Below are 23992 nucleotides of genomic sequence, written 5' to 3'. Positions count from 1 at the left end.
ATTATTCAGTATTTTCAAAAAGGGGGATTTAATGTGGGTTTAGGTAAGAAATTGTCTGTTGCTGTCGCCGCTTCATTTATGAGTTTGTCAATCAGCCTTCCAGGTGTTCAGGCTGCTGAAAGTCATCAGCTTAAAGAGAATCAAACACATTTCCTGTCCAAAAACGCAATTGCGCAATCAGAGCTGCCTGCACCAAATGACAAGGCTGTCAAACAGTTTTTGAAAAAGAACAGCGGCATTTTTAAAGGCGACCCCGCTAAAAGGCTGAAGCTTGTCGAAAGCACGACTGATGCCCTTGGGTACAAGCACTTTCGATATGCGCCTGTGGTGAACGGAGTGCCTGTTAAAGATTCACAAGTGATCGTTCACGTTGATAAATCCGATAATGTCTATGCGATCAATGGTGAATTACACAATCAATCAGCGGCAAAAACAGAAAACAGCAAAAAAGTCTCTTCTGAAAAAGCGCTGGCACTTGCTTTCAAAGCCATCGGCAAATCACCGGATGCTGTTTCTAACGGAGCGGCCAAAAACAGCAATAAAGCGGAATTAAAAGCTGTAGAAACAAAGGACGGCAGCTATCGTCTTGCTTATGATGTGACGATTCGCTATATCGAGCCTGAACCTGCAAACTGGGAAGTCTTAGTTGACGCTGAAACAGGCAGCATTTTAAAACAGCAAAATAAAGTAGAACATGCTGCTGCCACTGGAAGCGGAACAACTCTAAAGGGCGCAACTGTTCCTTTGAACATCTCATATGAAAGCGGAAAATACGTTCTAAGAGATCTTTCAAAACCAACAGGCACCCAAATCATCACATATGACTTACAAAACAGAAAAAGCAGCCTTCCGGGCACGCTTGTCTCAAGCACAACGAAAACATTTACCTCTTCATCACAGAGGGCAGCCGTTGACGCACACTATAACCTCGGTAAAGTGTACGATTATTTTTATTCAAACTTTAAACGAAACAGCTATGATAACAAAGGCAGTAAAATCGTTTCTTCCGTTCATTACGGCACTAAGTACAACAATGCCGCATGGATAGGAGACCAAATGATTTACGGTGACGGCGACGGTTCATTCTTCTCTCCGCTTTCCGGCTCATTAGATGTGACTGCACATGAAATGACTCACGGCGTCACTCAAGAAACGGCCAACTTGATTTATGAAAAGCAGCCGGGGGCATTAAACGAATCATTCTCTGACGTATTTGGTTACTTTAACGATACAGAAGACTGGGACATCGGTGAAGACATTACAGTCAGCCAGCCTGCTCTCCGCAGCCTGTCCAATCCGACAAAATACGATCAGCCTGACAATTACGCCGATTACCAAAACCTTCCAAACACAGATGAAGGCGATTACGGCGGTGTACACACAAACAGCGGAATTCCAAACAAAGCCGCTTACAATACCATTACAAAGCTTGGTGTTTCTAAATCACAGCAGATCTATTACCGTGCGTTAACAACGTACCTCACGCCTTCTTCCACGTTCAAAGATGCCAAGGCGGCTCTCATTCAATCTGCCCGTGATCTTTACGGCTCCACTGATGCCGCTAAAGTTGAAGCAGCCTGGAATGCTGTTGGATTGTAATGTTAGGAAAAGCCTGAGAAATCTCAGGCTTTTTCTGTTACATGTATTTCTCTCTTCAGCAGAAATAACGAAAGGATAATGTTAGTAAACAGAAACCGCTTCTGATTTGCAAAAAAGAGGAAGTACAGCCCCAAGTGTGCAGCAAAGGGAAAGCGGCAGTCGATCTTCCTGATTCAACGCACAAGATTGATAGAGAAATTCTTCTAGCGGACACTAGCTATGTGAAGGATTGCGCGTTCAGAAAAGAGCAAAAACATTGACAAAAAAACTTATTTATGCTAAAATTTACTATTAATATATTTATGTGTATAATAAGATTCTCCTGGCCAGGGGAATCTTATTTTTTTATGGAGGATCATTTCATGAAAAAAAATGAGTCCAGTTTAACGTCTTTGATTTCAGCTTTTGCCCGTGCGTATCACAGCCGATATGATACGCCTCTCATTTTTGATGATTTTATTGCAAAAGATCTCATAAATGAAAAAGAGTTTACAAGCATCAGTGAGAACATGATTCAAGGAATCTCGTTTTTCAACAAAGAGATTGCTGAACGTCTGCAACATGATCCTGAAGAAATATTAAAATGGGTTATACAAATCCAGCTGTCGCCCACGCCCTTAGCACGTGCTGCGTATTGCGAAAAAGTCTTACACAACGAATTGATGCTGGGAGCAAAACAGTATGTCATTCTTGGGGCCGGGCTGGATACTTTCTGTATCCGGCATCCAGAATTAGAAAACAGCCTGCAAATTTTCGAGGTTGATCATCCGGCTACACAGCAAGTCAAAAAAGATAAGCTGCAGGATGCAAATCTGGCAATTCCGGGACATCTTCACTTTGTTCCTATGGATTTCACCAAAATGTTTTCATATGAGCCTCTCTTAGATAAAGGATTTAAGAGCACAAAAACATTCTTCAGCCTTCTCGGAGTGTCTTATTATTTAACCCGAGAAGAAAATGCAAACTTGATCAGCCATTTATTTTCGCATGTCCCATCCGGCAGCTCGATCGTTTTTGATTATGGGGACGAAACACTCTTTACAGCAAAAGGAACGTCAAACCGAGTTGAACATATGGTGAAGATGGCTGCCGCAGGCGGTGAACCGATGCAATCGTGTTTCACCTATCAAGAAATTGAACATATGTTAGAGTCATCGGGATTACTGATCTATGAGCATTTATCACCGGACGACATTCATGACCTTTTCTTTTGCAATCGAGCGGACGATTTGTCAGCTTTTGAAACAATTCATTATATTCATGCGGTAAAAAAATAATGTTTTATTCAACAAAAGCCTCCCCTTTTTCGGGAGGCTTTTATAAAAAGAAACTGCCATCATCAAACGGCCGCTTCCGCTAAAGGCTTCACAAGGATCATAAACGATTTGCCTCTTTCATCTTTCTCCGTTTTCAGCTGTTCAAAGCCGCATTGGCTCAAAAACAGGATCCATTCACTGCGATCAATGGGAACTCCGGCAAACATCGCTTTATGCTTGTCTCTGAGCGATTTGCTGATCTGTTCAATGATCATCCTCGCATACCCCTTGTTTTCTTCAGCCGGATCGACCAGTACCGTTCCAAGCCACGGCTTTCCGTTTGAAGGCGCCCACTCAAGATGATAGCTGACGGCAACAGGATGACCGGCTGTTTCCCATACAAGCCATGACCCATTGTACATAGAGTAGGAGATAATATAGCTTTCTGCATCTTTTCCCCCAAACTCCTCCTCTTTCCATTCAGGATGAGCCTTGGCGAGCTTCTCTAACAAGCAGAGGTCGTCCTGTTCAAACGGCCTATTTCTCAGCATGAAGATACTCTTCAAATATCGTTTTATGTATGGATGGGTTTCCGGCAAGCACACTGTGATTTTCTAAAAAGCTAAACGGCTTTCCCTCAATGGTCGAATAAATGCCTCCTACTTCATTTAACAGAATACAGCCCGCTGCATAATCCCATGGCGCAAGCCGCATTGTGATGTAAGCATCGATTCTTCCTGCCGCGACATTCGCCAGCTCTAAAGCGGCAGATCCGTAGGAGCGTGTGCCCCTGACTCTTTTCACAAGGGGCGCCAGTACACTTGAATCAATTCTTCTGTTTTCCGTTACCCATGTCGCATTAATAGCAAGAATCGCTTCTTCAATGACAGTTTCTTTTAAAGGAGCCAGCTTTGTTTCATTCATATAAGCTCCTCTTCCGCTAAATGCGTGATACAGCTCATCATGCACCACATCATAGATCAAACCGATTTTTCCTTCTCCGTTTTCAAAAATCCCAATAGAAATCGCAAAGTTTCTTTGCTGGTGCACAAAATTCATCGTCCCGTCAATTGGGTCAATAATCCAGACGACTCCCTCAAGTGAATGGAGTTTGTCTCCTTGACCTTCTTCGCCGAGTATGCGGTGTCCCGGAAACGTTTCCTGAATGCGTTCAATGAAAAACTTTTCCGTTTCTTTGTCAATATTGGTGACTAAATCATTCGGATTTGATTTCGTTTCAATCGTCAGACTTTCATGCATAGATTGTTTAATTCTTGTGCCTGCTTCTCTTATCCATTTCTTTGCAATCTCATCAATTTCCGTCCAATTTGTCATTCATGTGTACCTCTCTTCTATGTAGACCTTTATTTTATAGGATACTGATAACGGCGGTGAAAAAGCAAGGGAAATGAAAAATATGCCTTCTCATGTAAAAACGAACCATTCATGCGGTTCGTTTTCACTATCGCTTTTTACCCGTTAATCCGATTCCATTCTTTTCTGAGTCGCTCAAGTTTGTTTTTGCTTTGTTCGATCTGTTCTTCATTTTCTTTTTGCATCGCTTCATATAGGGTTGCCAATTCATAATCAACCTCTAGTCTCCAGACAGCTACACGATTGTTTTTCTCTTCCTTAAATCCCTCTTTTACAACTTGCCTCATTGTCTTTCGCCCCTTCCAGAGATCATTTGTTTGTAAAAAAGCATCCCATTTTGCCATTCAACAATGATGACTTCTTATATCGTATGATTGTTCTATTTACGCGTAACAGGATTCTAAAAATTGTGTGTTTACCTATTCGTTCATTACCACATTTCCCCTTTCTTAAAACGCGCGCAATCTTTTTGCCGCTCGTCCTAACTGTGATAAAATATGTATACTGAGCATGAAGGAGGAAAATCATGACACAAATGCGTTTTACTGAAGAAGACTTTAACACATTTACAATAGAAGGCTTAGACGCGCGCATGGAGGTTTTAAAAGAGACGGTCCGCCCGAAGCTTACAGCACTAGGCGAACATTTTGCCCCGACTTTATCAGCTTTAACGGGAGATGAAATGTTTCCGCATGTGGCAAAGCACGCAAGAAGATCCGTCAATCCTCCTGCTGACAGCTGGGTGGCGTTCGCAAACAGCAAAAGAGGCTATAAAAAACTGCCGCATTTTCAAATTGGTCTATGGGAAAGCCACGTATTTGTGTGGTTCGCGATTATTTATGAATCTCCTATCAAAGAAGAATACGGCAAATGGCTTGAAACAAACCAGGAAACCATCACCAGAAATATTCCAGACAGCTTCGTTTGGTCCGCAGATCACACCAAACCGGGAGTACATAAGCAGTCTGATATGGACAAGGAACAGCTGAAGACACTGTTTGAGCGTTTGCAGATTGTAAAAAAAGCTGAGCTTTTATGCGGCATCCAGCTTCAAAAGGAAGAAGTGCTGAAGATGAATAACCAGGAATTCCTTCAGCGTATCGATGATGCGTTTCAGAAACTTGCTTTTCTGTATCGTCTCACCCAAAAAGTGTCACAAGCATAAAAAAGAGCCGGGATATTCCCCGGCTCTTTTTCCTACATCTTAATCTTCGCCTGATCAGATTCTCTCGCCTGTTTGACAGTGCGATAAGGCGAATATGTACTTTGTTCCTCAAACTCGCCGCATAGCTTTTTTTCCTCGGCCTTCCCCGGGACAATTTCCTTAAAACGGCGGTAAGCTTTCAGCAGTTCTTCGCGATCAGCGCCTTTTTCATATGCAAGCTCAACCTGCTGGAAAAACGCGATCACATCCACTGCTTCTTCGGTTGTCCAGTCTTCATTCATCGGATATTGGTACTCCATTTTCTTCACTCCTTATCATTTGCTTCCTTTAAGAAAAAGCATCTTCATTTGATCATAAATTGTTCTTTACATTCTTTCAAGTTCATAATATAATTCATTTGTTTTACGTCTAAAAAACGGTTGAGAAACTGATTTTAATACACACTATTATGCATAGGTATGATTACAAAGGTGGGAAAACAATTGTCGCAACACGAAACACCCTTATACACAGGACTGAAAAAGCATGCAAGCAGACAGCCTGTTCAATTCCACATTCCCGGCCATAAAAAAGGGGCAGGAATGGACCCAGAATTCAGACAATTTATCGGTGAAAACGCATTAAGCATAGATTTAATCAATATTGAACCATTAGATGACCTGCACGCGCCAAAAGGCATCATCAAACAAGCACAGGATCTTGCGGCTGAAGCATTTGGCGCGGACCACACATTTTTCTCTGTCCAAGGAACAAGCGGCGCCATTATGACAATGGTGATGGCTGTTTGCGGACCTGGAGATAAAATTATTATTCCGCGAAATGTGCACAAATCAATTATGACAGCTATTGTATTTTCCGGAGCGATCCCAATCTTTATTCATCCTGAAATTGACAATGAATTGGGCATCTCCCATGGTATTACACTTGATTCTGCTAAACGGGCGCTTACGGAGCACCCAGATGCAAAAGGGCTGCTCGTCATCAATCCGACATATTTCGGGGTTGCAGCCGACTTAAAAAGCATTGTAGAGCTTGCCCATTCGTTTGATGTACCTGTGCTTGTCGATGAGGCACACGGCGTGCACATTCATTTTCACAGCGAATTGCCGCTTTCAGCCATGCAGGCAGGAGCGGACATAGCAGCAACTAGTGTACACAAGCTGGGCGGCTCACTGACGCAAAGCTCTATTTTAAACATGAGAGAGGGCCTTGTTTCCAAAGACAGAGTGCAATCCATCCTGAGCATGCTGACAACGACGTCGACTTCTTACTTGCTTCTCGCCTCACTGGATGTCGCTAGAAAACGCCTTGCAACAGAAGGGCATCAGCTTGCTGAGGAGACACTGAAGCTTGCCAACCAGACGAGAAACCGCCTCAATCAGATTGAAGGTATTTATTGTGTCGGTGAGGAGATTCTCGGGTCAAAAGCAGCTTACAGCTATGACCCGACAAAATTGATTATCTCTGTTAAAAATCTTGGGCTTACAGGCCATGACGTGGAAAAATGGCTTCGTGAATCCTTTAATATTGAAGTTGAGCTTTCGGATCTATACAATATTTTGTGTATTTTTACCCCTGGTGACAGCCAAAATGATGCAGACCGGCTTGTAGAGGCTTTAACAGAGATTGCACATCATATGGCAGAGAAAGATGTCACACATCGGCAAACTGAGGTTCTGCTTCCGGAAATACCTTTATTGGCAATGACGCCTCGTGATGCTTTCTATGCAAATACGGAAGTCATCCCCTTAAAAGAAGCATCAGGACGGATTATCGCTGAATTCGTCATGGTATATCCTCCTGGTATTCCAATCTTTATTCCGGGTGAAATCATTACTGAAGAAAATATCAGCTACATTTTCAAGAATCTTGACGCGGGTCTCCCTGTTCAAGGACCTGAGGACTCGACCCTCACGATGATCCGGGTCATTAAAGAACAAAAAGCGATTCAATAAAGAAAGCATGCGGCTTAAGCCGCATGCTTTCTTTACTCTTTTTCAACAGGACATTGGCATTGTCCGCAGCACGTTCCGTATAATGTTGTCACTTTCTCATCTTCAAAGTAATGAATGGCTTCGTTGCAATCTTGACAAACGATCGTACCCATCTCTCATTCCCCATTTCTTTGAATTTTGAAAACGCTTAATTTCTTTTGTTGTTATTATATTAATATGTCACATTTAAAATGTCAATAATAAATTGTATAACACATTTGAGGTGAATATCGATATATATCACGTGTTTTTTCATTCTTCATCATACATTACCTTCTTCTTGTAACCGCTTTAACTGATACATATGCCAAAACCTATCATAAGATTTCATGCTATCTTGAACTTTTCAGCAATAAATCCTATACACCCTCAGATTCGCTATTTTAACCGAGTGATACGGAATGTAATCATACTTTAAAAACGGTTTCAATTATATAACAATTAGGTAACAAGGAGCAGATTAAGCTGTATCTCATGATAAACTAAAGCTAGTTTACTATTGTTTAAACAGAGGAGAAGATAGATGCGATACCGCGTGATATTCCCCATGCTGATAATAGTATTTGTTTTATCGGGCTGTACACTTTCCACCATCAACCCGATGAAAAAAAACCGGATTGATAACATTCATCATACACAAATCTTGTTTTTTTCTGATGAGAACCAAATTGATCAGGAAGCGCCATATTACGATGCCCTGCTGGATTTAGAAAAAGATTATCCCGAGCAAATTGATAAAATGAAGGTCTATGATAACAAAAAAGGCTGGGAAGATGAGATCAAAACCGTCCCTACCCTTATGGTTGTAGATCAGCGCCATGTCGTGGTGAAAATCGAGGGATGTGTGAAAAAGAAAGAAGACATCATTAAACCATTGCAGCATGTGCTGCCAAAATAAAAAACAGCCCCCGCTTAAAGGGAGGGCTGTTTTTTATACGAGCATTATTTTACGATGTGAATCGGACTTCCGATTGCCACTTCAGCTGCTTCCATTGTGATTTCGCCCAATGTTGGGTGAGCGTGAATTGTCATCGCGATATCTTCAGCAGTCATGCCGCCTTCGATCGCTAAGCTTAATTCAGAAATCATATCAGAAGCACTCGCGCCGGCGATTTGCGCACCGATCACAAGACCGTCCTCTTTACGAGTGATCAGCTTCATGAAGCCGTCTGTTTCGTTAAGAGAAAGCGCACGGCCGTTTGCTGCAAATGGGAATTTAGCTGCAACAATGTCAAGCCCCTCTTCTTTCGCCTGTGCTTCAGTGTAACCGACTGACGCAAGTTCAGGCTCAGAGAAGACAACCGCAGGAATACCAAGGTAATCGATTTCTGCAGGCTCTCCAGCAATAGCTTCTGCTGCGATTTTACCTTCGTAAGACGCTTTGTGAGCAAGCGGCGGTCCTTCGATGATATCACCGATTGCATAAATGTTAGGTACGTTAGTGCGGCACTGTTTATCAGTTTTTACGACACCGCGGTCCGTCATTTCAATACCGACTTGCTCAAGACCAAGCTCATCAGTATTTGGACGGCGTCCTACTGTAATCAGTACGTAATCAGCGTCAACAGTTTTTTCTTCGCCTTTTACTTCAAATGTAACTGTTACGCCGTCTGGTCTTTCTTCGACACCTTTAGCCATCGCATTTGTATGGATTTCAACGTTGCCTTTTTTCTTCAGTCTGCGTGTAACAAGAGAACTCATTTGTTTTTCGAAGCCAGGAAGAATTTCATCTCCGCCTTCAAGAATAACAAGCTCTGTACCGAAGTTAGCATACGCAGTTCCAAGCTCAGTTCCGATGTATCCGCCGCCGATAACAACGAGCTTTTTAGGAATTTCTTTAAGAGCTAAAGCGCCTGTTGAATTTAGGACGCGCTCAGAATATTTGAAGTTTGGCAATTCGATAGGACGAGAACCAGTTGCAATGATTGCGTTTTTGAACGTGTATGTTTGAGCAGAATTCTCATCCATTACACGAACTGAATTGCTGTCTACAAAGTAAGCCTCACCTTTTACAACATCTACTTTGTTGCCTTTAAGAAGACCTGCTACACCGCCAGTAAGCTTATTTACAACAGAAGTTTTCCATTCTTGAACTTTAGTGAAATCAACTGATACGTTCTCAGCAGTGATTCCCATGTCGTCAGAATGCTTTGCATTCTCATAACGGTGGCCTGCATTGATCAGCGCTTTTGAAGGGATACATCCAACGTTTAGACAAACGCCTCCAAGCGTTGCTTTTTCAACGACAGTTACTTTTTGTCCAAGCTGTGCAGCGCGGATGGCAGCTACATAGCCGCCAGGTCCCGCACCAATTACAAGAGTATCTGTTTCAATAGGGAAATCTCCTACTACCATAACATTACGCCTCCATTAAAATTAATTGTGGATCGTTCAGTAAACGCTTGATGTGATTTAAAGCATTTTGCGCAGTTGCTCCGTCGATCATACGGTGGTCGAAGCTGAGAGAAAGAGCTAAGACTGGAGCTGCTACGATTTCGCCATCACGAACAATCGCTTTTTCTGCAATGCGTCCGATACCAAGAATCGCAACTTCTGGATGGTTGATAACCGGAGTAAACCATTGTCCGCCAGCAGAACCGATGTTTGTAATTGTGCAAGATGCGCCCTTCATTTCAGCTGGAGCAAGCTTGCCTTCACGAGCTTTTGTAGCAAGGCCATTGATCTCATCAGAGATTTCAAAGACAGATTTACGATCTGCATTTTTCACAACCGGAACAAGCAAGCCTTTTTCAGTGTCAGCTGCGATACCGATATTGAAGTAATGTTTTTGGACTACTTCTTCTGTTTTATCGTCAATTGACGTGTTTAAAACAGGGAATTTTTTCAGTGCAGATGTAAGAGCTTTTACAACGTAAGGCAAATAAGTCAGCTTGATTCCTTGATCAGCAGCAACCTGTTTGAACTGTTTACGATGTGCAACAAGGTTTGTTACGTCCACTTCGTCCATTAATGTTACGTGAGGAGCTGTGTGTTTAGAGTTAACCATCGCTTTCGCAATTGCTTTACGGATACCGCTCATTTTTTCGCGTGTTTCTGGGAATTCACCCTCTGGAACTGAAGCAGCAGCCGGTTTAGCAGCTGTTTCTTGCGGCGCAGCCGTTTCTTGCGGCGCAGCTTCTTGTGCTCCTCCGTTTACAAAGCTGTCGATATCTTCTTTCACAACACGTCCGTTGTTGCCTGAACCAGTTACTTTACGGATGTCTACGCCTTTTTCACGAGCATATTTACGTACAGAAGGCATAGCGATCACGCGTTTGTTCGGGTCAACTTCAGCTTGATCCTGCTGTCCAGCGCCAGTTGCTTTTGCAGGCTCTTGAGCTTGCCCTTCTTTCGCAACGTCTTGTCCCGCTTCTGCAGTTGACTGAACTTGTGCTTCAGTTTTCGCATCGTCAGACTCATCGCTGCCTTTAAATTGAAGGTCTTCGTAACCAGGTGCATCAAACGTAATGATCGTTTGTCCAACAGTTGCAACCGTTCCCTCTTCAACTTTTAATTCTAATACTTTTCCTTTAACAGGTGAAGGAATTTCTACTACTGCTTTATCATTTTGGACTTCAGCCAGTACATCATCTTCGTCTACCTCATCGTTAGGCTTGACAAACCATTTTACGATTTCGCCTTCGTGGATACCTTCCCCGATATCCGGAAGTTTAAATTCAAATGCCACAGTTCTCGACCTCCTAGTTGATTAAGCAATTTTACAGTTTACATCGTAAGCATTGAAAACAGATATATTATAGAGGGAAAACGTTCATCTTCCCTCTCGATTATGCGGTTTGATTAAAATTCAAGTACTTTTCTTGCAGTTTCAAGAACGTCTTTATGGTTTGGAAGCCATACACTCTCAGCTTGTGAGAAAGGAAATACTGTATCAGGCGCAGCCACGCGAAGGACAGGTGCTTCCAAGCTCAAGATTGCGCGGTCATTAATTTCGGCTACTACGTTTGCAGCAATACCGGCTTGTTTTTGTGCCTCTTGAACCACAATCGCGCGACCTGTTTTTTCTACAGATGCGATGATTGTATCGATATCTAGCGGGCTTACAGTGCGAAGGTCGACAACTTCAGCAGAAATGCCGTCTTTTTCAAGCTCCTCGGCAGCTTTTAATGATTCATGAACCATTGCGCCGTATGTGATGATTGAAAGGTCAGTACCTTCACGTTTTACGTCAGCTTTGCCAAGCTCGATTGTGTATTCTTCTTCAGGAACTTCCTGACGGAAAGAACGGTAAAGCTTCATGTGCTCTAAGAAAACAACTGGATCATTGTCTCTGATCGCAGAAATTAAAAGTCCTTTGGCATCGTAAGGAGTTGATGGAATAACAACTTTGATACCAGGCTGCTGTGCAACAAGACCTTCTAAGCTGTCAGCGTGAAGCTCAGGAGTGTGAACACCGCCGCCGAATGGAGAACGAATTGTTACAGGTGAAGTCCAGCGTCCGCCAGAACGGTAGCGCAAACGAGCCATTTGGCCGGAAACTGAATCCATTACTTCGTAAACAAATCCGAAGAATTGGATTTCCATAACCGGACGGAAGCCGTTTAAGCCTAAACCAAGGGCAAGACCGCCGATACCAGATTCAGCAAGTGGCGTGTCAAACACACGGTCTTCACCGAATTCTTTTTGCAATCCTTCTGTCGCACGGAATACGCCGCCGTTAACACCAACGTCTTCTCCGAAAACTAAGACATTTTCGTCATTTTTCAGTTCTGTGCGTAACGCATCCGTGATTGCTTGAATCATTGTCATTTGCGCCATGGCTTACTTCGACTCCTTCTGTGTATAAATTTCAAATTGCTCCTCAAGGTTGTGAGGCATTTTTTCGTACATGATTTTCATTAAATCAGTTACTTTTTGCTTCGGCTCAGCATCAGCTTTTTTGATCGCTTGCTTAATTTCTTCTTTCGCATCCTCAATTACTTTTGCTTCTTCTTCTTCAGACCATAAGCCTTTGTTTTCAAGGAACGCGCGGAAGCGTACAAGCGGGTCTTTTTGTTCCCATTCATTTTCGATTTCTTTTGTGCGATATTTAGTCGGATCGTCGCCGGCCATTGTGTGCGGACCGTAACGGAAAGTAAGTGTTTCAATCAGTGTCGGGCCTTCGCCGTTGATCGCGCGCTCGCGTGCTTCAGCAGTTGCAGCGTATACAGCAAGCGGATCCATTCCATCTACTTGTACGCCGACAATACCTGCAGCTACAGCTTTTTGTGCAATTGTTTCAGCCGCTGATTGTTTTTCAACCGGAGTTGAAATTGCGTAGCGGTTGTTTTGCACCACGAAGATTGCAGGTGCTTTATAAGCGCCGGCAAAGTTAATTCCTTCGTAGAAGTCCCCTTGTGAAGCTCCGCCGTCACCAGTGTAAGTGATTGCGACAGCTTTCTTACCGCGTTTTTTAAGACCTAGCGCAACACCGGCAGTTTGAATGTATTGAGCACCGATAATGATTTGTGGAGAAAGGGCATTCACATCATCAGGCATTTGGTTTCCTCTGAAATGTCCGCGAGAGAAAAGGAACGCTTGATATAACGGGAGGCCATGCCAAATTAACTGAGGCACATCACGATATCCTGGAAGAACAAAGTCTTCTTTTTCAAGCGCAAAATGCGTTGCGATCTGAGAAGCTTCTTGACCCGCAGTAGGAGCGTAAAATCCGAGACGTCCTTGACGGTTTAATGAGATAGAGCGCTGATCAAGCACACGCGTAAATACCATGCGGCGCATGAGCTCTTTTAATTGATCATCAGATAAATCAGGCATTGCCGCTTCATTCACGACTTCTCCCTTTTCATTTAAAATTTGGAACGTTTCGAACTGCTTTTTAATGGCATCAAATTGCTTCTTACTGTCAGCGATAGCTTTTTTCGTTTTTGCAGCCATACTAAGTCACCTCTTCCTTTCTTTTAAACAGTCATTAGACGTGCATTCCTTTTATACATACAAACTTAGGGTACCCTAAAGTATCAGCAGTAAGTCGTATATATTTAGCCGATCCCCAGTTTGCCAAAACCTTTTATGTAGGATGGTTACACTCTGCTTTGAACTGTATTATTTCGAAGTTGTAAAAAACTAATACAACACCGCTTAACATGGATTAGTTTACACCAGATCAAGAAGAACCGTCAATCGTTTTCATCGTTGATTTTAAATAAATGTATTCGCTTTACATTTTTACAAAAAAAACAGATGCTGACGGCAGTCAAAACTGTACTAGTATACATCGGTATACTGTACTACAATAGAATTCAAAATTTTGAACTAAATTGGCATCGTGTTTATTAAAAAAAGAGCTGATCAATCAGCTCTTTTTCACGTGGTAGCCGGCGGCATCATAAAGATCATTCCGGGCTTTATTATATTTTTCTGTTTGTTCATTAAATTCACCGCTGTATTTGAGGACCTTTTCATAAGAGGCGTTGACTTTATCGATCTGCCGCTCCAGGTCATCTCGTGTCAAGTCTTTGTCTTTCAGCTGATTATACAGCTTTTTATTAAACTGAAGCGCTTTTTTATATTCTTCATACATGGACCCATATGATGTATATCTTTTCTCCATATGGCTTGCTGCGGCATCAGCCTTTTCTTTTATGTTTTCATCCTTAATATGTTCAGCTGACGTTTTTGCTTCCTCAAATTCCGATTCTGATTTTTTCATGCTGTCATTTTCAATCTTTAGATGTTCTTCGCGCTTATTGACATTTTCAAGCGCCTCGTTAGATAAAGCAACGATATTCTTATAATCATCCATGTTGAGCTTCATGACATCACCATAAAGCTGATTTTCTTTCGCCTCTAAATCCTCGAGTGTTTTCTGTTCCTCTTGAAACGGCTTTTCCGATTCTGCGGCTTTTTCTAATGAATGATGAAGAGAATCAACCGGGTCCTGTCCCGTGCATCCTGTTATCATCAGTGTCATCGCACAAAAAGCTCCGATTTTCATTCCGAACCGCCGTTTTATTGCGTCTTTCACGTTAAATCCCCCAATCTTGACAATTTCTACTATAGAATCCAAAAGCACATTTGGCAATAGATGTACTTTATGAATGCAACGTTAAAATCAAATCAAAAATAGTGAAAAATCAGGGCAGATGACCATACAACTTTTTTGTTTTTACATAGGTTATAGTAGACGCTATGCCTACTTCTAAAGGCTCTGGCGTAATTAAAAGAGGAGGTAATGCAATATGTTTGGATATGGTTTCGGCGGAGGATGCTGCGGTTATGGTGGTTACGGATATGGCGGTTGCGGTTACGGACATGGCCGCACCTTTGCGTTAATCGTTGTTTTATTCATTCTGTTAATCATTGTCGGAGCTGCTTATTTAGGCGGAGGCTGTTGCTAACCACACAGCATGAAATTGACCAGCCATCTACGGCTGGTCATTCATTTCGTTGCACCACTGTGAACAAATCCGATATAATTTACATATTAAGCTTTAGGAGTGAATTTTCTTGATTACTATGGAAAACATCGTACGTGACGGCCATCCAGCCCTAAGAGAGACAGCCAAACCTGTTGAGCTGCCTGCAACCGATGCAGAAAAACAGCAGCTGGCCGACATGATCGAATTTGTGAAGAACAGCCAAAATCCTGAATTAGCCGAAAAACACAATTTACGCCCGGGCGTAGGGCTCGCTGCCCCTCAAATTAATATTAAAAAACGAATGATCGCCGTTCATGCTGAGGATGCTTCCGGTAAGTTATACAGCTATGCTCTGTTTAATCCGAAAATCGTCAGCCATTCTGTTGAAAAAAGCTACTTAACAAGCGGTGAAGGTTGCCTGTCTGTCGACGAAGCCATTCCCGGCTATGTTCCCCGCTATGCTCGAATCCGAGTAAAGGCAACAACGCTTGAAGGCGAAAGCATTGACATTCGTTTAAAAGGATTTCCGGCTATTGTGTTTCAGCACGAGATTGATCATTTGAACGGTGTTATGTTTTATGATCATATCGATAAGGAGAATCCTTTCAAAGAACCTGAGAATGCAATCGCGATTGATCGCTAAAAAAAACGGCTGGCACAGTGCCAGCCGTTTCATTTTAAAAGGCCCAGTTCTTTGACAGCGAACGCAATTCCATCCTCGTCTACCGGCTTTGTTACAAAGTCTGCGATTTCTTTCAATTCAGGAACAGCATTTCCCATAGCTACGCCTGTCCCGACATATTCAATCATTTGCAGATCGTTTAATCCGTCGCCAAAAGCATATGTATCACTGATATCAAACGGGAGACGCTCGATGACTTTTTTAATCCCTTCCGCTTTCGAACCTCCGTGCGGCAGAACATCAGTCGAAAACTCATGCCAGCGCACTAAGTCAAATTCAGGAAAAGCGGCATAAGCTTTTTCTTCTTCATCCTGGCAAAATAAAAGGAGCTGGAAAATTTCTTTTCCTTCATAAAAAAGCTCGTCGGTTTCTGGATAATCAGTTTTAAGGCTGCCGATTCCCTCCAGAACATGAGGATGATCCGCCACAGTCGCTTTCATCGTATCCTCTGCCATAAACACAACAGGATGTTTGCCCTCTCCTGCCTGCTTTAGTAATCGTCTGATTGCCTCTTCAGGGAGTGGATTTTTATAAATCACTTGATTTTCAAAAACAACATACTGCCCATTATAGGAAATGAATGAGTGTATACCCAATTCTTCCAAAATCGGCTTAACCAAAAACGGAGACCGCCCGCTGGCGATAAACACATGATGACCTTGGCGCTGCAACTCCGCCACCGCTTTTCTCGTACTTTCCGGTATATTCTTGTCATGATCATATATCGTACCGTCAATATCAAAAAAAATTAATTTTGAATCCATCGCAACTTCCCCTTTATCGTCTTGATCTGCAATTCCCACCCCCATCATACAAAAAGATTGTCTTTCAGCAAACTCATTCATTCAAAAAATCATATTATATTCCATTAATAACCACGAAAAGTCTTCCTCAATCTCCGTATACTATGTGTATAAAAGAACTCTGGACAAATGTTTATTAAAGGAGGAAAGGCAAATGCTGCGCAAATTAAGAAAGAAACTCAGAAGACAATGGAACGGAATGCTCCGCAAGAAAGCGATTGCCTGACAAGGGATTCTTCACTTTTCGGTAGGCCCTTATTTTGCTCAAGGCTTTCCTTATATTCCGTTTTCGAATATAATAGAGGAAGCGAGTCTAACATACGGCATTTAAGGAGAGATTTGGATGATTTATAAGGTATTTTATCAAGAAAAGGCTGCTGAAGTACCTGTTCGGGAAAAGACAGATTCACTTTTTATTGAAGGCGTATCTGAACGTGACGTCAGAACAAAACTGAAAGAAAAGAAATTTAATATTGAGTTTATCACACCTGTTGATGGTGCATATTTAGAATATGAACAACAGAGCGAAAATTTTAAAGTATTGGAGTTATGAGCGGTATGAAATTTGTAAAAAATGATCAGACTGCTGTTTTCGCCCTCGGAGGTTTGGGCGAAATCGGTAAAAATACGTATGCAGTTCAATTTCAGGATGAAATTGTGCTGATTGATGCAGGGATCAAGTTCCCCGAGGACGAACTCCTCGGTATTGACTACGTTATCCCTGATTACACGTATTTAGTCAAAAATGAAGATAAAATTAAAGGGCTTTTTATCACCCACGGACACGAAGACCACATCGGTGGTATACCATACCTGCTCAGACAAGTGAATATTCCTGTTTACGGCGGTAAACTCGCGATCGGCTTACTTCGGAATAAACTTGAAGAGCATGGATTATTAAGACAGACGAAACTGAATATTATCGGTGAAGATGATATCGTAAAGTTCCGCAAAACGGCTGTGTCATTCTTCAGAACTACACATAGTATTCCTGATTCCTACGGTATTGTTGTAAAAACACCGCCAGGAAACATTGTACATACTGGAGATTTTAAATTCGACTTTACTCCAGTCGGCGAGCCGGCAAACTTGACGAAAATGGCCGAAATCGGAAAAGAAGGCGTTCTGTGCCTCCTTTCTGACAGCACAAATAGTGAAAACCCTGAGTTCACTATGTCTGAGCGCCGAGTTGGAGAAAGCATTCATGACATTTTCCGCAAGGTAGACGGCCGAGTTATCTTCGCTACATTTGCGTCGAATATCCACCGCTTGCAGCAAGTAATTGAGGCCGCTGTATTAAATGGAAGAAAAGTTGCCGTATTTGGACGCAGTATGGAATCGGCTATCGAAATCGGACAAACTCTCGGATATATTAACTGTCCTAAAAATACGTTTATTGAGCATAACGAAATCAATCGCATACCTGCCAATAAAGTAACGATCCTATGTACAGGAAGCCAAGGGGAACCGATGGCGGCGTTATCAAGAATTGCAAACGGCACACACCGTCAGATTTCAATCAATCCCGGGGATACAGTCGTATTTTCTTCATCTCCAATCCCAGGCAACACAATCAGCGTGAGCCGGACGATTAACCAGCTGTATCGCGCAGGGGCAGAGGTTATTCACGGACCTCTAAACGATATTCATACATCCGGTCACGGCGGACAGGAAGAACAGAAGCTGATGCTTCGTTTAATCAAGCCTAAATTCTTCATGCCGATTCACGGTGAGTACAGAATGCAAAAGATGCATGTTAAACTTGCAACAGATTGCGGCATCCCTGAAGAAAACTGCTTTATCATGGATAATGGTGAAGTATTGGCGCTTAAAGGCGATGAAGCTTCAGTCGCCGGCAAAATCCCGTCCGGTTCTGTCTACATTGACGGAAGCGGCATTGGTGATATTGGCAACATCGTGCTTCGCGACCGCAGAATTCTTTCTGAAGAAGGACTTGTCATCGTGGTTGTAAGCATTGACATGGATGGCTTTAAGATTTCAGCTGGACCTGATTTGATTTCCAGAGGCTTTGTGTACATGAGAGAATCCGGCGACTTAATCAATGACGCTCAAGAGCTTATTTCAAACCACTTACAAAAAGTGATGGAACGAAAAACAACTCAATGGTCTGAAATCAAAAACGAGATTACAGATACGCTCGCGCCATTCTTATACGAAAAAACGAAACGCCGTCCGATGATCCTTCCGATCATTATGGAGGTTTAAAAAAAGATGCACTCACTTAGGAGTGCATCTTTTTTTATTGCAGGGATATATGCTGAAATGATTTTACATCAAATAGTCCTGTTGTCGTCATTTTGATGTCAGGAATAACAGGCAAAGCTAAAAACGACAGTGTCAAAAATGGATTAAATTCGCCCTTAAATCCGATTAACGACAATTTTTCATGCAGCGTCAGCAAGCTTTGATTCACCTGCTCTGCAGATTGGTCGGATAATAAGCCCGCAATCGGCAGCGGTACTGAATGGAGCTCTTCCCCATTTTTTATAATCGTTAGTCCTCCTCCAATTTCCTGCAGCTTATTTACTGCAGCTGCCATATCGGCGTCATTTGTTCCGACAGCTATCATATTATGGGAATCGTGCGAAATGGTTGTGGCAATCGCTCCGCTTTTGAATCCAAATCCCTTCACAACACCAAGTCCTGTTTCTTTTAATCCTTTATGCCGCTCAACAACTGCAATCTTTAACAAATCAAGGTCAGTGTCAGGCTCAAAAACGCGGACAGCTGGAGCCGGCTCATGTATCAATCGTGTTTCAAGCTGATTTGGAATGATTTGAATGACATTGATTTTCCGCTTTGGATCGATTGGCATATGAAAATTCTGTTTATTAAGAGGGGCAGCAAGCTTAACAGAATCAAGCAGTGCCGGGTCTGGTACAGCTGCTGCAGCGCTATCTTGATAGACAGCTTTACTGCCTTCAGCAACAGTCTGTCCTTTTACCATCGTCATTGTGACAGTGACGTTTTCCAGATCAGATACAAAGAGCAAATCAGCGTCAAAGCCAGGAGCAATCGCTCCCTTTGTATCTAGTCCGTAGCATTCGGCTGCATTGAGGCTTCCTAATTGATAGGCTAAAAAAGGGTCGAGCCCGGCTTGCATCGCCATTTTCACCTGATGATTTACACTTCCCTCTGACAATAAATCATCCACATGCTTATCATCCGTACAGAAAAAGAAACGGCGTGCGTTCTTTTCATTCACCGCCGGCAGCACTTTTAGAGTATTTTTGGCGACTGATCCTTCACGCATCATGACATACATTCCCCTTCTAATACGATCAAGAGCTTCTTCCTTCGTCGTTACTTCATGATCGTTTAAGACAAATGCAGTGCGATAAATGTTAATGAGATCTGTTGATAAACCAGCTAAATGACCGTCAATCCGCTTACCTGCAACACGGGCATCAAGCAGTTTTTGAACCATATCTCCTTCAGCCTGCTGAACCGACACATAATCCATAACTTCAGCCAGCCCCAATACTTCTTCCTCTTCGTAAAAAGGCTTTAAATCGGCAGCTTTGAGTACTGCGCCTGATCGCTCAAAGCTCGCCGCAGGCACACTGGAGGGGAGCATAAAATGGATATTCAGCGGTGTTTGCCGAGCCTGTTCAATCATAAATGCTATCCCTTTTTCTCCAGACACATTTGCGATCTCATGCGGATCGGTAACAACGGTCGTCACCCCATGCGGCAGCACCGCTTTAGCGAACTCAATCGGTGTAACCATTGATGACTCAATATGTACATGTCCATCAATAAAACCCGGAACAATCATTTGTCCCTCAGCATCAATGATGTTTTCACCTTCATACTCGCCGAGGCCCACTATGACTCCATCTGTAATCGCAATATCTTCATAAATCCACTCTTGATTAAATACGTCCATGATTTTTCCGTTCTTGATGACGATATCAGCTTTTTGTCTTCGGGCTGAAGCATTCAGCCTATTGACAAGCGCTTCTTTATTCAAATAGGCCCCTCCTCTTTTTTATTATATGGTACAATATGCTATCGGAACGCCTATCCTTAGTCAATAAAATTTTAAGAAATTGCCGCTCATTTCATTAAAGTTGTTATATTCTGATAATAATAAAAAACCGCCCTTTGAGGACGGCTTGTTTTGCTTGCTATTTAGTATGAAGAACTCTTTTTTCAAAACGGGAAATGTCGGTAACTGATCCAATGACGATGAGAATATCTTCTTGATGTATGACTTCGGTCGCAAGCGGCGACACGATGACTTCCTTGCCTCTTTTTATGGCTACGATATTGATACCATATTTCGCACGGATATCTAAATCAAGAAGCGTATTTCCTGCCAGGCGGCTGTTGGCTACGATTTCGACGAGGCTATGCTCTTCAGACAGCTCCAAATAATCAAGTACGTTGTTGGAGACGATGTTATGGGCAATTCGCTTTGCCATATCGCGCTCCGGATGGACGATGTGATCCGCTCCGATTTTGGACAGCACTTTTTCATGATAATCGTTTTGCGCCTTAACTGTTATAGTATGAACGCCAAGTTCTTTCAGAATAAGAGTCGTTAAAATACTCGCTTGAATATTTTCTCCAATTGCTACAATTACGTGATCAAAATTCCGCAGACCTAAATTTTTCAGGACAGATTCGTCAGTTGAATCACCGATAACAGCGTGAGATGCGATCTTGGCATATTCGTTGACTTTATCTTCATCAATATCCATCGCCATAACTTCGACGCCTTCTTCGCTTAATGCTTTGCAAATACTGCCACCAAAACGGCCTAGTCCAATCACCGCAAATTCTTTTTTCATAGTGGTGCTCCTTTACCTAACATCATATCGATCAAATTTTATCATATTCTTTTGTAACAGTGTTAATGTCGTTACCCCTTTGGCAGGGAATTCATATGCCGCTTGAGCTTTTCAGCAAACCTCGGTGACAAATACATCTCCGCTCCGCGTTCAATTTCAATCTGATAGTGCTGAGGCGGGGCTATTTCCGCTTCTTTTTGGAGGACGAGAAAGGTTAAGCAGTCTGTGTAGCGCCTGCCGCCCGCTTCAACGTCTACAAATGCCGGCCGATACGTAAGCGATTCAACGCCCTCTCTTTTATATAGATAGGAAAGAGCAGAAAAAGGGATACGATATAAAACACCTTCTGTCGTTCCGCCGTCTTCCATCATATCCGCTCTTGAGCCGTCTTCCCTTTTTAGCGTAAAACGGGTTGTGTATCCTTTTAAAACAGCTCTTCCGACTGGATCTTGAAAAAATTGATCAACTCCCGCCTTTTGAAAGCGTGCATTGTCCATGCAAGACCCATAGGCAAAATAGTAAACAGGATGTTGCGATTTGCTGATCATCTGATGTTCTTTCCAGTCACCGCTGCTTATTTTTTGGAAGCCAGAACATTCGCTTTTGTTCCTAAAATAGATAAGCGCTGTTTTGATCCCGGCATCTGTTTCTACAAGCACCGTTTGTTTATGATAACCTTGAAAAAATTGATCGAGCTTATGTATACATAAGCTATCTGCTTCATATAGCTCACCGCATATATAGCTTTCATCTTCTAAAACTGCTGCGGGTCCCTCTTTTGCAGCAAACAGACATCCTCTTGTTCTGGCCTGCTCATTGATACGTGGCGACTGTGATAGCAAATGATGATTTTTTTCATGTTTTCTTAATGTCCCGTATACAAACAGAAGCGAGTTCATCCTATTTTCCCCTCTCAGCGTCTGATGTTAAAGGCAAAACAACTTGAAAGACGCTGCCTTTTCCAGCTTCACTTTCGATTTTCAATTCCCCGTCATGTTCCTTCAAAATTCTCAAACAAATCGCAAGTCCGAGTCCGGTGCCCTTTTCTTTTGTTGAATAAAAAGGTTTGCCGATCAGCTTAAGCTTTTCCTGCGGCATGCCGTTTCCTTCATCTTTAACGCTTATCACTGCGTAAGAGGCTGTTTTTGCAGTGGAAATCGTTACGACACCGCCTTTTGGCATTGCCTCAATCCCATTTTTGATGATATTGATAAAGACTTGCTTCAGCTGATTTTCATCCCCGTTAATGATACAGCCGTCTGTCTCTTTGAAGTTTTTTTCTATGACGATATTGGACAGAATTGCATTGGTATCTAGTAATGTCGTGACTTGTTTTAAGATCTCATTAAGCTGATGCATTTTAAATGTAATCGTCTGCGGTTTTGCAAGCAGCAGCAGCTCGCTGAGCACCAAATCGATTCTTTTAATCTCTGAAAAAATGATGTCAAAATAGCCTTTTCTGTCCGGATATTGTGTTTTCATAATTTGAAGGAAACCGCTGACAGATGTTAAAGGATTCCTGACCTCGTGTGCAATACCTGCGGCGAGTTCACTTGTGATTGACAGTTTCTGTGATTCTCTCGCCAGCCGTTCATTTATCTCAATGAGCTCATCTTCAGCCTCTTTCCGTTCAGTGATATCTGACATTGTACCCAGGCTGCCCGTAAATTGGTCATCACGGTCGTAGTAAAGTTTATAATGAACTTCTCCCCAAAAAATCGTGCCGTTCTTTGTGATGTATTTTGCAGTAAACATACCGGAAGACGCTTTGTTTTGAATTTGGGTGTTAATGTGGTCGGCTACGTGCTTTTCTTTTATGAAGTAATCATTATACATCGTTCCCATACATTCATTGATTGAAAAACCGGTTATTGATGCCCACGCTTGATTTAAATATGTAATTTCGCCTTTTGCATTCGTTTGAAATACGATTTCCTGCAAATTATCCATAATACGGTTTTTTTCTTCAGAAAGCTGTTTATACTTCCATTCGTTATCCTTCATTTTCTTAACCAGCTGCTGTTTCTCATCAATATAATAAGCCAGCATCCAGACACTTACCAGCGTGACTGCCGTATACACAATATCAACAGGCCAATTAATCGGATTTTTGCCTATAAAATAAAATAAATAATCCCAAAACATGATAAAAATCATTGCCAAAACGATGGAAATGATACGAGCTTGATATTTTCTCATATGACCACCTGCCGATTGTGTTTCTCTCTCTATTGTACCATTCTTCGACAAATAATTGAGTAAAATATGTAAAGTATCCCAAATCATTCATTACCTGATGTTCATGAATGCCGTATATAAGGCGGCGGTAATCAGAAATTGGCACGCAAAAAAGGCGGAGATTATACTGTTCCGCCTTTTTTACATGATATTATTCTTTTAAAGCGGCTTGAATTTCTTCGAGAAGCAGCTGTGCACCTTCAGGACTCAGCGTAATTTTACCATTTCCGTAATCTTTATTTTCTGGAGTAATTTCTCCAGTCATTAAACAAACGCCATGAGGTTTGTACTTTTTCAAGATAATTTTATCCCCGTCAACAAAAAACTCAATGCTGTCTTTTATGGCAATATCCAGCGCCCGTCTTAACTCTATCGGCATGACAATACGGCCTAATTCATCAACTTTTCTCACAACACCTATTGATTTCATAAAAACCCTTCTTCCTTTAAATGTTTCTTTTCTCATGTAATATTTAAGGATGTACCTCAATATATCGTAGACGTACGAAACTTAGAAAAAGTTTCCCGTTTCCGATGAGAATCAAAAGATATTTTTTCCATAAAACCGAAAAATATATTACTTCTGTTACACGGTTCCGCGTTTTTTTACAAAAACATTTCTTTCTCGACGCACACCCCCAAAAATCGCTTCATTTCTTAGAAACTTTAAATGTAGAATCAT

At 42.2% G+C, this 23992-nt stretch carries 25 protein-coding genes; 9 read left to right on the top strand and 16 right to left on the bottom strand.

The window, feature by feature from the left end; genetic code table 11:
* Window positions 1-33: 33 nt before the first annotated feature.
* On the top strand, window positions 34-1599 hold the full coding sequence (gene nprE, locus G4P54_RS07720) for a neutral metalloprotease NprE (RefSeq protein ID WP_167872277.1): 1566 nt from the start codon (window positions 34-36) through the stop codon (window positions 1597-1599).
* 362 nt (window positions 1600-1961) lie between these two features.
* Window positions 1962-2876: a class I SAM-dependent methyltransferase gene (locus G4P54_RS07715; RefSeq protein WP_167872276.1), complete on the top strand. Its 915-nt coding sequence runs from the start codon at window positions 1962-1964 to the stop codon at window positions 2874-2876.
* A 62-nt stretch (window positions 2877-2938) separates the two neighbouring features.
* On the opposite strand, the gene G4P54_RS07710 is transcribed toward G4P54_RS07715, so the two are convergent.
* From G4P54_RS07710 to G4P54_RS07700, 3 genes are all read right to left on the bottom strand, one after another.
* Entirely contained in the window at window positions 2939-3367 is a 429-nt protein-coding gene (locus G4P54_RS07710; RefSeq protein WP_167873845.1) for a GNAT family N-acetyltransferase, read from the bottom strand.
* 25 nt (window positions 3368-3392) lie between these two features.
* Window positions 3393-4190, bottom strand: a complete 798-nt coding sequence (gene suhB, locus G4P54_RS07705) for an inositol-1-monophosphatase (RefSeq protein ID WP_167872275.1) — start codon at window positions 4188-4190, stop codon at window positions 3393-3395.
* 137 nt (window positions 4191-4327) lie between these two features.
* Window positions 4328-4516 (bottom strand): YkzI domain-containing protein, encoded by a 189-nt coding sequence (locus tag G4P54_RS07700; protein ID WP_024716196.1) that lies wholly within the window; start codon window positions 4514-4516, stop codon window positions 4328-4330.
* Between the two features lie 239 nt (window positions 4517-4755).
* On the opposite strand from G4P54_RS07700, the gene G4P54_RS07695 reads away from it, so the two are divergent.
* Window positions 4756-5394: a YktB family protein gene (locus G4P54_RS07695; RefSeq protein ID WP_167872274.1), complete on the top strand. Its 639-nt coding sequence runs from the start codon at window positions 4756-4758 to the stop codon at window positions 5392-5394.
* 32 nt (window positions 5395-5426) lie between these two features.
* Here the strand turns inward: G4P54_RS07695 and G4P54_RS07690 are convergent, their stop codons facing one another.
* Window positions 5427-5693: a UPF0223 family protein gene (locus tag G4P54_RS07690; protein ID WP_014663837.1), complete on the bottom strand. Its 267-nt coding sequence runs from the start codon at window positions 5691-5693 to the stop codon at window positions 5427-5429.
* A 183-nt stretch (window positions 5694-5876) separates the two neighbouring features.
* On the opposite strand from G4P54_RS07690, the gene speA reads away from it, so the two are divergent.
* On the top strand, window positions 5877-7349 hold the full coding sequence (speA, locus tag G4P54_RS07685; protein WP_024716198.1) for an arginine decarboxylase: 1473 nt from the start codon (window positions 5877-5879) through the stop codon (window positions 7347-7349).
* Between the two features lie 32 nt (window positions 7350-7381).
* Here the strand turns inward: speA and G4P54_RS07680 are convergent, their stop codons facing one another.
* A complete protein-coding gene (locus G4P54_RS07680) occupies window positions 7382-7501 on the bottom strand; it encodes a GapA-binding peptide SR1P (protein WP_167872273.1) in 120 nt (39 codons plus the stop codon).
* Window positions 7502-7911: 410 nt separating this feature from the next.
* On the opposite strand from G4P54_RS07680, the gene slp reads away from it, so the two are divergent.
* Window positions 7912-8286 carry a peptidoglycan-associated lipoprotein Slp gene (gene slp, locus G4P54_RS07675; RefSeq protein ID WP_024716199.1) on the top strand — a complete coding sequence of 125 codons (375 nt, stop codon included), beginning with the start codon at window positions 7912-7914 and terminating at the stop codon, window positions 8284-8286.
* A 44-nt stretch (window positions 8287-8330) separates the two neighbouring features.
* Here the strand turns inward: slp and lpdA are convergent, their stop codons facing one another.
* From lpdA to G4P54_RS07650, 5 genes are all read right to left on the bottom strand, one after another.
* The gene (lpdA, locus tag G4P54_RS07670; protein ID WP_024716200.1) at window positions 8331-9743 is read right to left on the bottom strand and encodes a dihydrolipoyl dehydrogenase; all 1413 of its coding nucleotides are present in this window, start codon (window positions 9741-9743) and stop codon (window positions 8331-8333) included.
* A gap of 4 nt (window positions 9744-9747) precedes the next feature.
* Window positions 9748-11076: a pyruvate dehydrogenase complex dihydrolipoyllysine-residue acetyltransferase gene (gene pdhC / locus G4P54_RS07665; RefSeq protein ID WP_167872272.1), complete on the bottom strand. Its 1329-nt coding sequence runs from the start codon at window positions 11074-11076 to the stop codon at window positions 9748-9750.
* A 113-nt stretch (window positions 11077-11189) separates the two neighbouring features.
* Window positions 11190-12167 (bottom strand): pyruvate dehydrogenase complex E1 component subunit beta, encoded by a 978-nt coding sequence (gene pdhB / locus G4P54_RS07660; RefSeq protein WP_024716202.1) that lies wholly within the window; start codon window positions 12165-12167, stop codon window positions 11190-11192.
* Window positions 12168-12170: 3 nt separating this feature from the next.
* Window positions 12171-13286: a pyruvate dehydrogenase (acetyl-transferring) E1 component subunit alpha gene (gene pdhA, locus G4P54_RS07655; protein ID WP_167872271.1), complete on the bottom strand. Its 1116-nt coding sequence runs from the start codon at window positions 13284-13286 to the stop codon at window positions 12171-12173.
* Between the two features lie 418 nt (window positions 13287-13704).
* A complete protein-coding gene (locus G4P54_RS07650; RefSeq protein ID WP_024716204.1) occupies window positions 13705-14376 on the bottom strand; it encodes a YkyA family protein in 672 nt (223 codons plus the stop codon).
* Between the two features lie 214 nt (window positions 14377-14590).
* On the opposite strand from G4P54_RS07650, the gene G4P54_RS07645 reads away from it, so the two are divergent.
* Window positions 14591-14749 carry a YjcZ family sporulation protein gene (locus G4P54_RS07645; RefSeq protein WP_032682171.1) on the top strand — a complete coding sequence of 53 codons (159 nt, stop codon included), beginning with the start codon at window positions 14591-14593 and terminating at the stop codon, window positions 14747-14749.
* A gap of 109 nt (window positions 14750-14858) precedes the next feature.
* Window positions 14859-15413 carry a peptide deformylase gene (gene def / locus G4P54_RS07640; RefSeq protein ID WP_024716205.1) on the top strand — a complete coding sequence of 185 codons (555 nt, stop codon included), beginning with the start codon at window positions 14859-14861 and terminating at the stop codon, window positions 15411-15413.
* A 29-nt stretch (window positions 15414-15442) separates the two neighbouring features.
* On the opposite strand, the gene G4P54_RS07635 is transcribed toward def, so the two are convergent.
* The gene (locus tag G4P54_RS07635; protein ID WP_167872270.1) at window positions 15443-16216 is read right to left on the bottom strand and encodes a Cof-type HAD-IIB family hydrolase; all 774 of its coding nucleotides are present in this window, start codon (window positions 16214-16216) and stop codon (window positions 15443-15445) included.
* A 382-nt stretch (window positions 16217-16598) separates the two neighbouring features.
* Here G4P54_RS07635 and rnpZA point away from each other — a divergent pair, with 382 nt between their 5' ends.
* Window positions 16599-16808, top strand: coding sequence for an RNA polymerase subunit omega 1 (gene rnpZA / locus G4P54_RS07630; protein WP_024716207.1), 210 nt, complete (start codon window positions 16599-16601; stop codon window positions 16806-16808).
* 5 nt (window positions 16809-16813) lie between these two features.
* Window positions 16814-18481, top strand: a complete 1668-nt coding sequence (rnjA, locus tag G4P54_RS07625; protein WP_024716208.1) for a ribonuclease J1 — start codon at window positions 16814-16816, stop codon at window positions 18479-18481.
* Window positions 18482-18515: 34 nt separating this feature from the next.
* Here rnjA and ade read toward each other — a convergent pair whose 3' ends face one another.
* From ade to abhA, 5 genes are all read right to left on the bottom strand, one after another.
* Window positions 18516-20249, bottom strand: a complete 1734-nt coding sequence (ade, locus tag G4P54_RS07620) for an adenine deaminase (RefSeq protein ID WP_167872269.1) — start codon at window positions 20247-20249, stop codon at window positions 18516-18518.
* A gap of 157 nt (window positions 20250-20406) precedes the next feature.
* Window positions 20407-21072, bottom strand: coding sequence for a Ktr system potassium transporter KtrC (ktrC, locus tag G4P54_RS07615; RefSeq protein ID WP_003222311.1), 666 nt, complete (start codon window positions 21070-21072; stop codon window positions 20407-20409).
* Between the two features lie 71 nt (window positions 21073-21143).
* On the bottom strand, window positions 21144-21971 hold the full coding sequence (locus G4P54_RS07610; RefSeq protein WP_024716210.1) for a gamma-glutamylcyclotransferase family protein: 828 nt from the start codon (window positions 21969-21971) through the stop codon (window positions 21144-21146).
* 1 nt (window position 21972) lies between these two features.
* A complete protein-coding gene (kinC, locus tag G4P54_RS07605; RefSeq protein WP_024716211.1) occupies window positions 21973-23271 on the bottom strand; it encodes a two-component sensor histidine kinase KinC in 1299 nt (432 codons plus the stop codon).
* Window positions 23272-23461: 190 nt separating this feature from the next.
* Window positions 23462-23740, bottom strand: coding sequence for a transcriptional regulator AbhA (abhA, locus tag G4P54_RS07600; protein ID WP_024716212.1), 279 nt, complete (start codon window positions 23738-23740; stop codon window positions 23462-23464).
* Between the last annotated feature and the right edge of the window lie 252 nt (window positions 23741-23992).

Source organism: Bacillus tequilensis, assembly GCF_012225885.1.
In the GTDB taxonomy this organism is placed as follows: Bacteria; Bacillota; Bacilli; order Bacillales; family Bacillaceae; genus Bacillus; species Bacillus tequilensis.
This window is presented reverse-complemented; position numbering and strand designations above follow the sequence as displayed.